Origin of the sequence: Rhizobium sp. WYCCWR 11152, from assembly GCF_013087615.1 — a bacterium.
In the GTDB taxonomy this organism is placed as follows: domain Bacteria; phylum Pseudomonadota; class Alphaproteobacteria; order Rhizobiales; family Rhizobiaceae; genus Rhizobium; species Rhizobium indicum.
In genome coordinates this window covers 69,902-84,502 of record NZ_JABFCP010000024.1, presented here as the reverse complement: position 1 = coordinate 84,502, position 14,601 = coordinate 69,902, and the positions used below count along the sequence as shown (strand labels likewise).

The window sequence follows — 14,601 nt, the reverse complement described above, 5'->3', positions numbered from 1 at the left end:
TCGGAAATAAACAGCCGGGGATGAGGAGATCGCCGGCAAAAGGAGGAGGAATCACATGTCATCGTTTTTGAACCCGACGAGACGCGGCTTTCTGGCAGGTACGGCCGCTTTTGGCGCCAGCAGCATGCTCGGCGTCCGGTTTGCATCGGCTGCCGTCGATTGGAAGCGCTTTGCCGGCACGACGCTTGAAGTCAACCTGGTCAAGAGCCCGCGCAGCGAAATACTTCTGAAGTACCTGTCCGAATTCGAGGAGCTCACCGGCATCAAGGTCAATGCCGAAGCGACACCCGAACAACAGCAGCGCCAGAAAACGACCATCGAGCTGAGCTCCGGCAAGCCGAGCTTCGATGTCGTGCACATGAGCTATCATGTCCAGAAGCGGCAGTTCGAAAAGGGCGGCTGGCTTGCCGATATCGGCGGGTTTCTCAAGGACCCCTCGCTGACCGACCCGTCTCTGGTTGAAACCGACTTTGCCGAAGCCGGCCTGACTTTCGCCAAAGATCCGGACGGCGTTCTGCGTTCGCTTCCATTCTCGGTCGATTACTGGATCATCTACTGGAACAAGACGCTGTTCGAGAAGAAGGGGCTGGCCTACCCGACGACGTTTGAAGAACTCGCCAGTGCTGCGGAAGCGCTCACCGATCCTTCGAGCAACACCTACGGCTTCGTCGCCCGCGGCCTGAAGAACGCCAATACGCCGGTCTGGACGTCGCTGCTGCTCGGCTATGGTTCGAGCCCGCTCGGCCCTGATGGCAAGCTGCGCACGACATCGCAAGAAGCGATCGATGCAGCCAAGCTCTATCAAAAGCTGATGACCAAGACCGCCCCTCCCGGCGTCTCCGGCTTCAACTGGGCCGAGGCGCAGTCGGCCTTCCTGCAGGGCAAGATCGGCATGTGGCTGGACGGCGTCGGTTTTGCGCCGCCGATCGAGAATCCGGAAAAGTCGCGCGTCGTCGGCCAGGTCGGTTACGGCATCATGCCGAAAGGTCCGAAGGCACAGGCCGCGGGCACCTTCGGCGACGGGCTCGGCGTCGTCGCGGCAAGTCAGAAGAAAGAAGCCGGCTACCTCTTCTGCCAATGGGCGATTTCGCATGAAATGGGCGCACGTCTGCTGCAGGCCGGCGCCGGCGTTCCTTTCCGCCAGTCCGTCCTCGAGGATGCGAAGGTCCGCGAAGGCGTCAAGATGCCGGGCGCCTGGCTTGATGCCGTTGTCGGTTCCGGCAAGATCTCGCAGCTCGCGCTGCCGGTCATCATTCCGGTCACCGAGTTCCGCGACGTCTATGGTGTCGGTCTCACCAACATGATCGGCGGCGCCGATCCCGAAACCGAGCTGAAGGCAGCGACGGCACAGTTCGAACCCGTCCTGGCGAAAAGCGAGGGATAATGGCCTCGACAAGCATCGAAACGGCCGCAGTGGCCAAGACGTCGAAAGGAAGGAGCAAACCGGATCGGTTTGCTCCCAACTACTGGCCTTTCGTCATCCCGGCGCTCATCGTCATTGCGGCCGTCATCGTTTTTCCATGGGTGTTTACCCTTTGGATGAGCGTCAACAGCTGGACGCTTGGCCAGTCCCAGGTCTTTGCGGGACTGGACAACTATGCCCGCCTGGTCGTGGATATGCGCTTCTGGGACTCGCTGTGGCATACGGTGCTCTATACGACGCTCTCCGTGGTGGCGCCCCTTTTCCTAGGGACGCTCGCCGCGCTGATCTTCGATACGCAATTTCCGCTGCGCGGCCTTCTGCGTGGCATATTCGTGATGCCGATGATGGCGACGCCCGTCGCCATTGCCCTCGTCTGGACGATGATGTTCCACCCGCAGCTCGGCGTCCTCAACTATCTTCTCTCCCTCATCGGCATCGGCCCGCAGGAGTGGATCTATAATCAGAACAGCGTCATCCCATCGCTGGTGCTGGTCGAGACTTGGCAATGGACGCCGCTTATCATGCTGATTGTGCTCGGCGGTCTGGCGGCGGTTCCACGCGAGCCCTATGAAAGTGCCGAAATCGACGGAGCCAATGTCTGGCAGAAATTTCGCTATCTGACGCTGCCGATGATCGCGCCATTCCTGATGATTGCCGTGATGATCCGCAGCATCGATGCGGTGAAAAGTTTCGACATCATTTACGCCATGACCCAGGGCGGCCCGGGCACGGCGTCGGAAACGATCAACATCTATCTCTACAACACTGCTTTCGCTTACTACGATATTGGCTATGGATCTGCGATGGCGGTTGTCTTTTTCATCCTCATCGTCCTGCTCGCCTTCGTCCTGATGATGCTGCGGCAGCGCGCGAACTGGTCCGACGGGGAGGCACGCTGATGAAGCGCAAGACGCTCGATCGCATCGGCTTGCTGTTTGTTGCCCTGGTGATGATATCGCCGGTCGTCCTGTTCTTCCTCTGGATGATCTCGCTGTCGCTGAAATATGAAATCGACAACGGCGCTTATCCGCCGATCTTCATCCCGGAGCGCTTTGCCTGGTCGAACTATCTGAAGGTTTTCGAGGAGAACAACTTCTTCCTCTATCTCTGGAATTCGGTGCTGGTGACCGGTGCCGCCACGCTTCTGGCGCTGCTGATCGGCGTACCGGCCGGATATGGCATCGCGCGCCTGAAGGCTGAGAAGTCTGCGTTGGTCATCATGATCGCGCGCATGACGCCCGGCCTTTCCTTCCTGATCCCGCTCTTCCTGCTGTTCCAGTGGCTGAATCTGCTCGGCACGCTGCTGCCGCAGATCATTATCCATCTCGTCGTCACTGTGCCGATCGTCGTGTGGATCATGATCGGTTATTTCGAGACGACGCCGATGGAGCTGGAAGAGGCTGCAAGCATCGACGGCGCAACACCCTGGCAGGTTTTCCGGCTGGTCGCCTTGCCGATCGCCAGGCCAGGCATTGTCGTCGCCTTCATCCTCTCGGTCATCTTCTCGTGGAACAACTTCGTCTTCGGCATCGTGCTCGCCAGTCGCGAGACGCGCACGCTCCCCGTCGCCGTCTACAACATGCTCTCATTCGAACAGGTCAGTTGGGGTCCGCTGGCGGCGGCGGCATTGATTGTCACCTTGCCGGTGCTGATATTGACGGTGTTCGCGCAACGGCAGATCGTAGCGGGCCTGACGGCCGGCGCCGTCAAGTGAGCGGGTGAGACTACGGTTTTGACGACTTCTTCTATTTCTATCTTCGACCCGCCTCCCGGTCAGGCGCGCCGCGTTTTGTGTGTCGGCGCGGCGGTTATGGACACCCTGTTTCGTGTACGCTCGCTACCGACTGGCCAGGGCAAAATCCTGCCTTACGATATGCTGCAGGTCGCCGAGGGCATGGCATCGAGTGCTGCCTTTGCAGTCGCCCGGCTGGGCGGCAATGCCAGCCTCTGGGGTGCAGTCGGCGATGATTCCACTGGCGAACGCATCATTGCCGACCTCAGCGATAGCGGCATAGACACGGGCGGCATGGTACGTGTGGCAGGCGCCCGCTCGGCGGTCTCGACGATCCTTGTCGATGATCAGGGCGAGCGCTTGATTGTGCCTTTCTACGATGCAGGCCTGCACGAGACGATCAAGCCGGTCACAAAACAGGAAATTTCTGCTTTCGATGCGGTGCTGGTCGACGTCCGGTGGCCGAAGCTTGCGCTGCGGACGTTGGTGGCAGCCAGAGACGCGGCCATTCCGGCCATTCTCGATGGTGACGTTGCAGGCGATGGCGTGATCGAGATGCTTGCACCGGCCGCCAGCCACATCGTGTTCTCGCAGCCGGCGGCCGAACGGCTTGCCGGAACAGCCGAGCTGGTGAAGGTCGTCGGCCTTCTCAAGCGAAAGTTCGAGCATGCCTTCATCAGCGTCACGGCTGGCGAAAACGGCTGCTTCTGGTTCGATGACCGAACCGGCGAAGTTGTCCATCTTGTCGCTCCGAAGGTGAGGGCCGTCGATACGCTCGCAGCCGGCGATATCTTCCATGGCGCTTTCGCGTTGGCTATCGCCGAAGGCATGCCGATCGAAGAGGCGATGCGCTTGTCATCCATGGCGGCGGCGCTCAAATGCCAGGTTTTCGGCGGTCGCACCGGCGCGCCCACCAGAGCCGAAGTCTGCAGGGTGCTGCAAAATTGGGACCCGCCGGTGGCGGCGATGAGAGGTCCCAATTGGAAGAGGTCGGAAGGCCGATAAAGTGATCACAACGGGAGAGTTGTGAAGATCCGGGCAGCAACGGCCGTTAACGGTGAACGCCATGGAGGCGTTCACGCTTGCGCTGTCACCCAAAGGCGACCAAGCCCATGCGGCCAGTTATACGGCGCTTAGTCCATATCCCCGACCTAAGAACAGCGCACCTCGAACCTGAGGCTGTCGCCAGCATTGCGCCAACCCAGCACGGGTGATCGTCGGTCGCGGCTGGCAATCAAATGTTCATTTGAACATTTCATTCTTGCAAAGTGAAACTCGCCTGTTACCATCGGGCTCACGTTCGTAGCGGGAGGCTTCGGACCGACAACAAGTGGGAGTGAGGATGAACAAGATCGCTTTTTTCCTGTCCGCAGGATTGACCAGCCTATCGTTATCCGTTCCGGCAATGGCAGCCACGAAGATCCAGTGGTGGCACGCGATGGGCGGCGAGAATGGCGCGAAGCTTGAACAGATCGCCAAGGGGTTCAACGCATCTCAATCTGACTACGAGATCGTCCCGGTCTTCAAAGGCACTTATGACGAGACGCTGACGGGCGCCATTGCTGCGTTCCGCGCCAACCAGCAGCCCGCAATCGTGCAGGTCTACGAAGTCGGCACCGGCACCATGATGGCAGCACAGGGCGCGGTCTATCCCGTTTACCAGTTGATGAAGGATGAGGGGGAGGCCTGGGACCAGAGCAAATTCATTGCTCCGGTCGTCGGTTACTACTCGGACACCAGCGGCAACGTTCTGTCCTTGCCGTTCAATTCCTCGACGCCGATCATGTATTACAACAAGGATGTCTTCAAGAAGGCGGGGCTTGATCCGGAGACGCCGCCGAAAACATGGGCGGACGTTGAAGCCTTTTCGCGGACGATCATGAAGTCCGGCGCAGCCAGATGCGGCTTCACCAGCGCCTGGATCTCGTGGATCCAGACTGAGAACCTGAATGCGCTGCACGATAAGCCGTATTCCACAAAGGCCAACGGTTTTGGCGGCTTGGACGCAGAATTCACCTTCAACAATGATCTCACGATCCGCCATTGGGGCAACCTGAAGAAGTGGCAGGACGAGGGGCTCTTCAAATTCGGAGGACCTGGCGGCGGCGATAACGCTCCTCCGATGTTCTATTCTCAGGAATGCGCGATGTACATGAACTCGTCCGCCGGTCGGGCAGGGGTCATCAACAACGCAAAGGCTTTCAAGGTCGGTTTTGCGCCGCTTCCCTACTATGACGACGTTATTCCGCAGCCGCTCAACTCGATTATCGGCGGCGCCACGCTCTGGACGCTGAAGGGTCGCCCGGAAGAGGAATACAAAGGTGTCGCGAAGTTCTTCACTTACCTGCAGAAGCCGGACGTCCAAGCCGATTGGCATCAGTTCTCGGGCTACCTGCCGATAACCGAGGCTGCCTATAAGCTGGGCCAGGATCAGGGCTATTACGAGAAGAATCCCGGAGCAGATATCGGTATTAAGCAGCTGACGCGGGTGACACCCACCGACAATTCCAAGGGCATCCGGTTCGGCAACTACGTCCAGGTGCGTGGCATCATCGACGATGAGTTTGCGACCTTGCTGGGCGGGAAGAAGACGGCGAAGGAAGCAGTTGATTCCGTGGTCGCACGAGGCAACGAACAGCTTCGCGATTTCCAGTCCGCCAACTAATGGGCTCCGCGACGGGGGCTGGTGAAAGACCGGCCCCCGTTTCCCATCCGTCAGTGTGAGGGCCCATGCAAACCAAACGGACCGTATTTCCCAACAAGCTTTTGCCTTACCTGCTCATCGCTCCCCAAATTTTCGTGACGGTGGTCTTTTTCCTCTGGCCTGCGGCAACTGCATTCTGGCAATCTTTCCTGCGCCAGGACGCCTTCGGTTTCAAAACGAGCTTCGTCTGGTTCGAAAACTACCGTCGGCTCTTCGCCGATCCGATCTACATCAATGCCTTTGGCCACACGCTCATCTTCGCCATTCTCGTGACGGTGCTATCAACGTCAATTGCGCTGCTCCTGGCTGCAGCGGCAATGCGTGTGTTGCGCACCTCTCGAATTTATTCGACCTTGCTCATTTGGCCATATGCCGTCGCCCCCGCGATCGCCGGCATTCTTTGGTGGTTCATGTTCAATCCGTCGATCGGTATCGTCGCGTATATGTTGCGAGCGATGGGGATCAACTGGAACCATCTGATCAATCCCGATGATGCCATGGTTCTGATCGTGATCGCGGCGACGTGGAAACAGATTTCCTATAACTTCTTGTTTTTCTTGGCTGCGCTGCAATCCGTCCCACGCTCGCTTCAGGAAGCCGGGGCCATTGACGGAGCCGGGCCGATGAAGCGTTTCTGGACGATCGTCTTCCCGCTGATCTCACCGACGACCTTCTATCTGATCGTCATCAATATCGTTTACGCGATGTTCGATACGTTCGGCATCATTCATGCGACCACCCAAGGCGGACCGGCGCGCGCGACGGAAATCCTTGTCTACAAGGTCTATTTCGACGGCTTCATCGGACTGAATTTGGGTTCGTCGGCGGCGCAGTCGGTCATTCTCATGGTGATCGTCATCGCTCTGACCGCGGTCCAATTCCGCTTCATCGAACGCCGCGTGCAATATTGAGGAATCCCAAGGATGGTTGAAAATCGCCCCTTCCTAAATTTCCTGGCGCACCTTGTCCTCATCATTGGCGTCACGATCGTGGTCTTTCCGGTCTACGTGGCTTTCATCGCATCGAGCCACGGCCCAAACGACTTCTTGTCAGGCGTCGTACCACTGACACCAGGTAGCCACATCATCGAGAATTATTCGACGATGCTGTCATCCGGGATGACAAGCTCAGGGGCGCCGCCGATCGGGCCGATGATGATCAACTCGCTGATCATGGCGGTTGGCGTCGCCGTCGGGAAGATCATCATTTCGATCCTTTCGGCCTTTGCCATCGTCTATTTCCGGTTTCCGTTCCGGACCTTGGCATTCTGGATGATCTTCATCACCCTGATGTTGCCGGTCGAGGTGCGCATCGTGCCGACCTATAAGGTCGTCGCCGACCTTGGAATGCTGAACAATTACGGCGGCCTCATCATTCCGCTGATAGCATCGGCAACCGCAACCTTCCTGTTTCGTCAGTTCTTTCTGACAGTCCCTGACGAACTGATGGAGGCTGCCCGTGTCGATGGAGCAGGGCCGATGAAGTTCTTCCGCGATATTCTGCTGCCGCTGTCGATCACCAATATCGCGGCGCTCTTCATCATCCTCTTCGTGCTCGGCTGGAACCAGTATCTCTGGCCGCTCATCATAACGACCGACCAGAGCTTCTATACCGTCGTGATGGGAATCCAGCGCATGGCAGCGGTTGCCGATGCCGAGCCGCGCTGGAACCTCGTGATGGCAGCGGTCATTCTGGCCGCCCTGCCACCTGTCCTCGTCATCGTCGCCATGCAACGCCTTTTTGTCAAAGGCCTGGTCGAAACGGAGAAATGAAATGGCAACGATCAACATCATCGACGTCAAGAAGAATTATGGTGCCGTTCCGGCGGTCAAAGGCATCAACCTGTCTGTTGCGGATGGCGAACTCATCGTGCTCGTCGGCCCGTCCGGCTGTGGCAAGTCAACTTTGCTTCGCATGATTGCCGGGCTGGAAACCATCAGCGAGGGCCACGTCGAGATTGCCGGCCGCAATGTCAACAAGGCAGAGCCCGCCGACCGCGATATCGCCATGGTCTTTCAAAATTACGCGCTTTATCCGCATATGACCGTGCGCGGAAATCTCGAATATGGTTTGAAAAATCGCGGCACCGAACGGGCGGAAATCAACCGCCGTGTGGCGGAGGCGGCCGAGATCCTCGAAATCGGGCCGATGTTGGATCGTAAGCCTCGCGAACTGTCCGGCGGGCAACGCCAGCGTGTTGCGATGGGGCGCGCCATCGTTCGCGAGCCGGCCGCCTTCCTTTTCGATGAGCCTCTGTCCAATCTCGATGCCAAATTGCGGGTACAGATGCGCGTTGAAATACGCCGGCTGCAACGGCGCCTGAAGACCACCAGCATCTATGTCACCCATGACCAGCTTGAAGCGATGACGCTGGCAGACCGGCTGGTCGTCATGAACGGAGGACTTGTCGAACAGGTCGGCACGCCCGTGGCGGTCTACGATCGCCCGGCGAGTTTGTTTGTCGCCAGCTTCATCGGCTCACCGCCTATGAATCTTGTGCCGATCGACGTCCTCAGGGCAGCCGACAGCGAAAGTGCCCTGGCATTGCCCGCCGGCACCGACATGGTCGGTCTTCGCCCAGACGCGCTGCTCGTCACCAAGCCGGTTGAGCCTTCCGTTCGTCTCAATGCAACGGTCGAGTTGCTCGAGCCAATTGGGGGAGAAAGCCATCTGCATGTGCGATTGGGTGGGAGCCAGCAGACGGTCGTCCTGACCGTACCGGGGCGTCCGGATTTTGCCGAGAACGCAAATGTCGACGTCTTCGCACGTGTCGGCGCGATGCACCCTTTCAACAGCGATACCGGAAAACGCACCGATTGACTCCGGTTTATTATTTCTCCATCCCACCCAGAAGACGACGAAAGTGATGAGACGATGACGACCGTAGAGCCGCGATCCGGCCCGAGACGCAGTGAAGTTCAGGCGCATCGAGGCGCCTCTGCCATAGCGCCCGAGAATACCATTGCCGCTTTCCGGGCGGCCGCTGAACAAGGCGCGGAGTGGGTCGAACTCGACGTTGCACTTCTTGCCGACGGTACGCCGGTCGTCATCCACGACGTTTCTATCGATCGCTGTTCCTCGTCAAAGGGAAATCTTGCCGACCTCACCGCATCGGATCTCGAAGCCATCGACGCGGGCTCATGGTTCAGCCCTAAATTCAAAGGTGAACCACTGCCAACGCTGGCCCGCGTTGTTTCGGCGCTTGGCGAACTCGGCCTCAACGCCAATGTCGAGATCAAGCAGCATGCCCATCACAAGTCACTCGACCAACTGGTCAAAGTCGTTGATCAACATCTGAAGGCGCGGGCGGCGCACACCAAGATCATGATCTCGAGCTTTGATGCCGCTGCGTTGAAGGGAATGCACGAGATTGATCCAAGCTACGAGCTCGCCATGCTGTGGAGCAAGTTGCCTGCGGATTGGCTGGATGTCCTTCGGTCGATTCCCGCAAAGACCATCCATCTCGACTACAAGGCACTGAGTATCGGGTTTCTCGAGGAGGCCGTGCGTCGCGGCATCTCGGTGCGGGCGTGGACCTGCAACGATCCCAGGCGGCTCGCATCTTTCTGGGATGTTGGTTTGACCGGTGTGATAACAGACGACCCCAGTGTCTACCTCACGTAAGGAGCGGCGATGGGGCAGCGGATCATATCGAGCCGACAACGTGAGATCCTCGCGCTGATCGAAGCGGAAGGTGTTCAGTACATCGAGGAGCTGGCGCGCCGGTACGATTTGACGACGCAGACGATCCGCCGCGATATCAATGCATTATGCGATCTCGGGCACGCGCGGCGCTTCCACGGCGGCGTCGACCTACCGGTCGAGGGCAGCAACATCTCGCTCAATGCCCGCGCCCAGCTCAATCGGCGGGCCAAGCGGCTGATCGCCAAGCGCGTCGCTTCCGATATAGGTGCAGAGGCGACAGTGTTCCTGGGGATCGGCAGCACGGTTCGGTTCGTTGCAGAGGCGTTGCGTGATCACCAGGGTCTGACGGTGATCACCAACAACATCCACGTCGCTTTGAGCCTTTGCGACGCGCCGAGTGTCGAGGTCCATTTGACGGGTGGTCTTTTGCGTCACGACGATCGCGACGTGGTGGGCACGGATGTGATCAAGTTCGTCGAAAAATTCTATGCGACTTACGCAGTCGTCGGCGCAGGCGCTTTAAGCCCGCTCAACGGTCTGATGGACTTCAGCTATAGCGAAGCCCAAATCACCAATGCCCTCCTTGAGAATTCGCAAACGCAGATTCTGGCCGCCGACGTCAGCAAGTGGACGCGAAACGCTTCCGTGCGTGTGGCGCCATTCAGCAAACTCACCCGTTTTTACACCGATCGGTTGCCTGGCGAAGCGGCCGCCATCAATGCCCTCGCCGAGAGCGGCTTGGACGTGGTCACATGCAGCGAGGACATGACATGAGCTACGTAGACCTGGCGCCATCAGCTCGTGAGTTACAGGATGTGCGCTACCTGTTCACCGACATCGACGATACCCTGACCACCGAAGGCAAGCTTCTGCCGCAAACCTACGAAGCTCTCTGGGATCTCAGCCGGGCGGGTATTGCCGTCGTGCCGGTTACGGGCGGCTCCGCCGGTTGGTGCGAACATATCGTTCGTGCCTGGCCGGTGGCCGCAGTCATCGGCGAAAGTGGCGCATATTGTGTCACCCGTCGGGACGGTGCAGTCGTCTTCGACTATTGGGAGGACGCCGCCCTCCAGACCGAGCGCCAGCGTCAGCACCTCCAGGCAATCGAAGAGCTGGTCTCGCGAAGGGGCGCGGCGTTCAGAATTGCCCACGACCAGGTCTTTCGGCTGGCGGACGTCGCGATCGATATTCAGGGTCACGACCCGCGTGAGGTCGAGGATCTCGCATCCAGTATAAAAGCCATTGGCGGAACGGTTGCGATCAGCTCCATTCACATCAACACTTGGATCGGTGATTACAACAAGCGCTCGATGAGCGAGCGCGTTTTAACCGAGATGTTTGGTGTCGATCCCGATGAAACAGCCGCTGTGACCGCCTTCGTCGGTGACTCTCGAAATGATGCACCGATGTTTGGCTTTATCCGCAACTCCTTCGGGGTCAACAACATCATCCCGGTTCTTTCACAATTGCAACACGCGCCGAAATGGGTCTCCTCGCAGCCCGCCGGGCTTGGCTTTGCCGATATTGCCCAAACAATCTTGAACGCGGCTGGCGCAGGTTCTGAGACGTCTCATCAGCTTTTGACTGAGCCGGCGGTCATGCCTGCCAGGAAGTAGCGTTGAGCAACCAGGTAAAGGACCAGAAGGGGAAGGGAACCGAGCACGCTCATCGCCATCATCTCGTTCCATTCGAAGGCGTGCTGGCCCATCAGAAGCTGGATGCCGATCGGAACGGTTCTGAGGTCCATCGACTTTGTCAGCGTCAGCGCAAAGAGGAATTCGTTCCACGCCAGCAGGAAGGTGTAGACCGCGGTGGCGACGATCCCGGGGATGGAGACCGGAACGATGACGCGCCATAGGGCCGTCCAGCTCGAGCCGCCGTCGACCAGGACGGCCTCGTCCAACTCTTTCGGCAAGGTGTTGAGATAGCCTGTCATCAGAAGGACGGCGTAAGGCAGGGTGAAGACCATGTAGGTGAGGATCAGCGCCAGATAGGTATCGAAGATCCTGAAGGCGACCACCATTCCGAAATAGGGAATGAGAAGGGTAATCGGCGGAACGGTCTGGGTGCTGATGATGAAGATGTTCAAGGTGTTCTTGAACCGGAACTGATAACGGCTGAAACCGTAGGCGGTCACGATCGCGACGAGGAGGGTCAGACCGGTGACGACGCCGGCGACAAAGTAGCTGTTGATGAAGAACCGCACTTTCACCGGATCGTTGAAAATCGTCAGATAGGCGGCCACCGTGAAATCATCCGGCAACAGCCGCGGCGGAAGGGCGAAGATTTCGGTATTCGATTTCAGCGAACTGAAAAACATCCACACGATCGGAAAAGCCGAAAAAACCAGGCCGATCGCCAGACCGAGATAGGTCAGGATGGTCGGCAATAGGGAGCTCTTGAAGGAACGCTTTGCCATGGCGGTCACCTGCGCTGCTGGTGTTTGATGTAGAAATAGGTGACGCTCATCGAGATGATGAGGATGATCATCGCGCTCGCCGAAGCCAGCGAGAATTCATATTGGGAGAAGGCGAGCTTGTAGGTGAAGGTGGAGAGCACTTCCGTCGAATAGATCGGGCCGCCGCCCGTCGTCATCCATACCAGCGGAAAAACCTGCATCGTCCAGATGAAATCGAGAAGCGCGATGCTGATGATGATCGGCATCAGCTGCGGAATGGTGATGTACCAGAACTTTTGGAGTCCGTTGGCGCCGTCGATGCCGGCCGCCTCGTAAAGCTCCTTCGAAATGCCCTGGAGGCCGGCGAGCAGGCTGACCATGTAAAGCGGATAACCCGCCCAGATGTTTGCAAAGGTCAAAGCGTGAATGGCGGTGCGCGTCGACGAAAACCACTCGACCTTGAAGTTGATGATATGGAGCGCCATCAGCACGCTGTTGACGACGCCGTTCGGGTCGAGCAGCAGGCGCCAGATGATGGCGATGATGACGGCGGTAAACAGCCAGGGCAGGATGAAGAGCACACGCAGGATGCTGCGAATAAGCGGATCGACGCGGTTGGTGTTCAACAGCAGCGCAAAGGCCAGGCCGATGATGAAGTGGAAGACGACGCTCATGATCGTGAAATAAAGCGTCTGTACGACCGACTGCCAGAAGACCGGATTCTCGAAGATCGTCATATAATTCTGGACGCCCGCGAAGGCAGCGTCCTTTTTCATGATGGCGCCGTCCATCAGTGAATATTTGAAGACCATCACCATGGGAAACAGCATCAGTAGGACAAGCAGCAGGGTCGCCGGCGACACGTAGAAATACGGCACCAGCTTCCTCAGGGTGCTGTAACGAAGCCATCCTTTTCTTCGCGCTTTGGGGTGCGCAGCGACCAGAGCCGTAGCCGAATGATTCATGAGCTGTGACTTTCTATTCTGCCGAAATTTGACGACTTGCACCGGCAGCGCCTGGTTGCGCTGCCGGTGATCCGTGAAAGCGACTTGCTTAGAACTTCGCCAGCCAAGCCTTCTCGGTATTGGCAGCTGCTTCCTTGGCTGACTGCCCGCCGTCGAACATCTTCTGAACTTCGACGTTCATGTCGCGCATCAGCTCTTCGGCAACCGGAAGGCCGACGAATTCGTTTGCAGGATAACCGCTCTGGAAGATTTTGAAGGCTTCCGCGAAGATCGGGTCCGAGGCCACGAAGTCCGGCTTGGCATGGACGTTGCCGGGGAAGGCATTGGCAATCGAGACGAGACGGCCGTTGACGTCAGGGCTCATCAGGTATTCGACGAGCTTCCAGGCTTCTTCCTTGTGCTGGCTGCCCTCGCTGATGCCGATGCCCCAGGACGCATAGGGCATGCCGCGCTTGCCGGTGTAGCCGTCCGTGGCCGGCAAAGCGGAGATGCCGAAATTGAGCTTCGGATTACGCTCGCGGATGAGGTTCACATGGGCGAGGGAATCCACCATCATGCCGACGCGGCCATTGACGAATTCCTCGACCTTGTCCTGTTCCTTCTTGGCAAAAATGCCGGGAGAAATAACGCCTTCCTTGTTGAGGGAAGCGATATAGTCGAGCGTGCCGACGACTGCTTCATTTTCGAGGTCAGGCTTGCCGTCCTTCAGCATCGAGGCGCCGGAGGCCCAGACCCAGGACATGACGTCGTTCTGGATTCCGCTCGGAGACTGCAGCGATAGCGGCAGGACCCAGCCGTATTGGTTCTTCGAGGCGTCGGTCATTTTCTTCGCGGCTTCGGCAAATTCCGTGCGCGTCGTCGGCAGCTTGTCAACGCCGGACGCCTTGGCGATATCCAGGTTCACGAAGACGGGATAGACGAAGGATGCCAGCGGGAACATCACGCTCTTGCCATCGACCTTGACGATATCGGTGATCTGGCTTTTGTCGTATTTCGCCTTCTCCATCAGTTCGTCCATGGAGGCGATCGCGCCCTGCTTGGAGAGCCCGTTTACCCAGGCACCATCGAGGCCCACCACGTCGCTGAGCGTTCCCGAGGCGGCGCCGACGACGATCTGGTCACGCGTCGTGGCATAGGGACCGCTGACCAGCGTCACCTTGATGCCGGGATTTTTGGCTTCGAAATCGTTCATGATGCCGCGCAAGGCGCCGGACGGCATTTCGGGTTCCCACCATTGAATGAACTCGATGGTGGTGTCGGCAAACGCCGATGTGGCGCAGAGCGCCCATACCGCCACGGCAGCCCGCATCGTCACGCCGAATTTTCTGATATTCATCTGTGCCTCCCAAAGATTGTCAGTTAATCGATCCTCCTCAAGATCGTAGGCAAAGTAGGTTCCCTGAAGCCCCCATCTGTCAATGAAGAACTGCGATCGGGAAGAGATGGGAGGCCGGCATTCACGGCGTGTGTCGAGTTAAATCATTGATAAAAAATAATAAAACCGATTGACATCATCGGCATTTTTCTGCAGCATTTGTGTTGCTTGTGACGCATTTTTTCTTTACTTTCGTAAACAAATGAAAGTTTACCCAACAAAATGAAAAGCGTGGAACCCGGCGTCTTCACTGCAAATTTTCGAATTTGGGGCGCTGAAACAAGCACCTTTCGCAACCACGCGGCGCAGACGGCGCAAGTCGCAGTGAAGGCATTATTTCGATTTTCGAAAGGGAAGGC

Annotated in this window: 14 protein-coding genes; 11 read left to right on the top strand and 3 right to left on the bottom strand. The window is 58.1% G+C overall.

Annotated elements, in window-relative coordinates; translation table 11 throughout:
* Positions 1-55: 55 nt before the first annotated feature.
* The 11 genes from G9X67_RS30815 to G9X67_RS30765 all read left to right on the top strand — a co-directional run bounded on the left by G9X67_RS30815 (position 56) and on the right by G9X67_RS30765 (position 11,120).
* Complete coding sequence (locus G9X67_RS30815) at positions 56-1,384, top strand: sugar ABC transporter substrate-binding protein (protein WP_138388866.1); 1,329 nt, start codon at positions 56-58, stop codon at positions 1,382-1,384.
* A complete protein-coding gene (locus tag G9X67_RS30810; RefSeq protein ID WP_138388867.1) occupies positions 1,384-2,322 on the top strand; it encodes a sugar ABC transporter permease in 939 nt (312 codons plus the stop codon). Before G9X67_RS30815 ends, G9X67_RS30810 begins: the two co-directional genes overlap by 1 nt.
* On the top strand, positions 2,322-3,137 hold the full coding sequence (locus G9X67_RS30805; RefSeq protein WP_064655543.1) for a carbohydrate ABC transporter permease: 816 nt from the start codon (positions 2,322-2,324) through the stop codon (positions 3,135-3,137). The genes G9X67_RS30810 and G9X67_RS30805 overlap by 1 nt, the downstream gene beginning before the upstream one ends.
* An 18-nt stretch (positions 3,138-3,155) precedes the next feature.
* A complete protein-coding gene (locus G9X67_RS30800) occupies positions 3,156-4,160 on the top strand; it encodes a sugar kinase (RefSeq protein ID WP_171600411.1) in 1,005 nt (334 codons plus the stop codon).
* A 337-nt stretch (positions 4,161-4,497) separates the two neighbouring features.
* Positions 4,498-5,820 carry a sn-glycerol-3-phosphate ABC transporter substrate-binding protein UgpB gene (ugpB, locus tag G9X67_RS30795; RefSeq protein WP_138388869.1) on the top strand — a complete coding sequence of 441 codons (1,323 nt, stop codon included), beginning with the start codon at positions 4,498-4,500 and terminating at the stop codon, positions 5,818-5,820.
* A gap of 65 nt (positions 5,821-5,885) precedes the next feature.
* Positions 5,886-6,770, top strand: coding sequence for a sn-glycerol-3-phosphate ABC transporter permease UgpA (ugpA, locus tag G9X67_RS30790; protein WP_138388870.1), 885 nt, complete (start codon positions 5,886-5,888; stop codon positions 6,768-6,770).
* Between the two features lie 12 nt (positions 6,771-6,782).
* Positions 6,783-7,631 carry a sn-glycerol-3-phosphate ABC transporter permease UgpE gene (gene ugpE / locus G9X67_RS30785; protein ID WP_138388871.1) on the top strand — a complete coding sequence of 283 codons (849 nt, stop codon included), beginning with the start codon at positions 6,783-6,785 and terminating at the stop codon, positions 7,629-7,631.
* A 1-nt stretch (position 7,632) separates the two neighbouring features.
* Entirely contained in the window at positions 7,633-8,679 is a 1,047-nt protein-coding gene (locus G9X67_RS30780) for a sn-glycerol-3-phosphate import ATP-binding protein UgpC (RefSeq protein ID WP_138388872.1), read from the top strand.
* Between the two features lie 54 nt (positions 8,680-8,733).
* Positions 8,734-9,483: a glycerophosphoryl diester phosphodiesterase gene (locus G9X67_RS30775; protein ID WP_138388873.1), complete on the top strand. Its 750-nt coding sequence runs from the start codon at positions 8,734-8,736 to the stop codon at positions 9,481-9,483.
* A gap of 9 nt (positions 9,484-9,492) precedes the next feature.
* Positions 9,493-10,278, top strand: a complete 786-nt coding sequence (locus tag G9X67_RS30770; RefSeq protein WP_138388874.1) for a DeoR/GlpR family DNA-binding transcription regulator — start codon at positions 9,493-9,495, stop codon at positions 10,276-10,278.
* Entirely contained in the window at positions 10,275-11,120 is an 846-nt protein-coding gene (locus tag G9X67_RS30765; RefSeq protein WP_138388875.1) for an HAD-IIB family hydrolase, read from the top strand. Before G9X67_RS30770 ends, G9X67_RS30765 begins: the two co-directional genes overlap by 4 nt.
* On the opposite strand, the gene G9X67_RS30760 is transcribed toward G9X67_RS30765, so the two are convergent.
* The 3 genes from G9X67_RS30760 to G9X67_RS30750 all read right to left on the bottom strand — a co-directional run bounded on the left by G9X67_RS30760 (position 11,078) and on the right by G9X67_RS30750 (position 14,203).
* Positions 11,078-11,923, bottom strand: a complete 846-nt coding sequence (locus tag G9X67_RS30760; protein ID WP_171600410.1) for a carbohydrate ABC transporter permease — start codon at positions 11,921-11,923, stop codon at positions 11,078-11,080. The two genes, G9X67_RS30765 and G9X67_RS30760, sit on opposite strands and share 43 nt — an antisense overlap.
* Before the next feature lie 5 nt (positions 11,924-11,928).
* On the bottom strand, positions 11,929-12,867 hold the full coding sequence (locus tag G9X67_RS30755) for a sugar ABC transporter permease (RefSeq protein ID WP_171600409.1): 939 nt from the start codon (positions 12,865-12,867) through the stop codon (positions 11,929-11,931).
* 88 nt (positions 12,868-12,955) lie between these two features.
* Positions 12,956-14,203: a sugar ABC transporter substrate-binding protein gene (locus G9X67_RS30750; protein ID WP_064655552.1), complete on the bottom strand. Its 1,248-nt coding sequence runs from the start codon at positions 14,201-14,203 to the stop codon at positions 12,956-12,958.
* Positions 14,204-14,601: the final 398 nt, after the last annotated feature.

What these genes read in the sequence shown, in the direction of transcription:
- ugpE (WP_138388871.1), top strand. Translation starts at nt 6,783, where the DNA reads ATGGTTGAAAATCGCCCCTTCCTAAATTTCCTGGCGCACCTTGTCCTC.
- G9X67_RS30780 (WP_138388872.1), top strand. Translation starts at nt 7,633, where the DNA reads ATGGCAACGATCAACATCATCGACGTCAAGAAGAATTATGGTGCCGTT.
- G9X67_RS30775 (WP_138388873.1), top strand. Translation starts at nt 8,734, where the DNA reads ATGACGACCGTAGAGCCGCGATCCGGCCCGAGACGCAGTGAAGTTCAG.
- G9X67_RS30770 (WP_138388874.1), top strand. Translation starts at nt 9,493, where the DNA reads ATGGGGCAGCGGATCATATCGAGCCGACAACGTGAGATCCTCGCGCTG.
- G9X67_RS30815 (WP_138388866.1), top strand. Translation starts at nt 56, where the DNA reads ATGTCATCGTTTTTGAACCCGACGAGACGCGGCTTTCTGGCAGGTACG.
- G9X67_RS30750 (WP_064655552.1), bottom strand. Translation starts at nt 14,203, where the DNA reads ATGAATATCAGAAAATTCGGCGTGACGATGCGGGCTGCCGTGGCGGTA.
- G9X67_RS30805 (WP_064655543.1), top strand. Translation starts at nt 2,322, where the DNA reads ATGAAGCGCAAGACGCTCGATCGCATCGGCTTGCTGTTTGTTGCCCTG.
- G9X67_RS30765 (WP_138388875.1), top strand. Translation starts at nt 10,275, where the DNA reads ATGAGCTACGTAGACCTGGCGCCATCAGCTCGTGAGTTACAGGATGTG.
- G9X67_RS30755 (WP_171600409.1), bottom strand. Translation starts at nt 12,867, where the DNA reads ATGAATCATTCGGCTACGGCTCTGGTCGCTGCGCACCCCAAAGCGCGA.
- G9X67_RS30760 (WP_171600410.1), bottom strand. Translation starts at nt 11,923, where the DNA reads ATGGCAAAGCGTTCCTTCAAGAGCTCCCTATTGCCGACCATCCTGACC.
- ugpA (WP_138388870.1), top strand. Translation starts at nt 5,886, where the DNA reads ATGCAAACCAAACGGACCGTATTTCCCAACAAGCTTTTGCCTTACCTG.
- ugpB (WP_138388869.1), top strand. Translation starts at nt 4,498, where the DNA reads ATGAACAAGATCGCTTTTTTCCTGTCCGCAGGATTGACCAGCCTATCG.
- G9X67_RS30810 (WP_138388867.1), top strand. Translation starts at nt 1,384, where the DNA reads ATGGCCTCGACAAGCATCGAAACGGCCGCAGTGGCCAAGACGTCGAAA.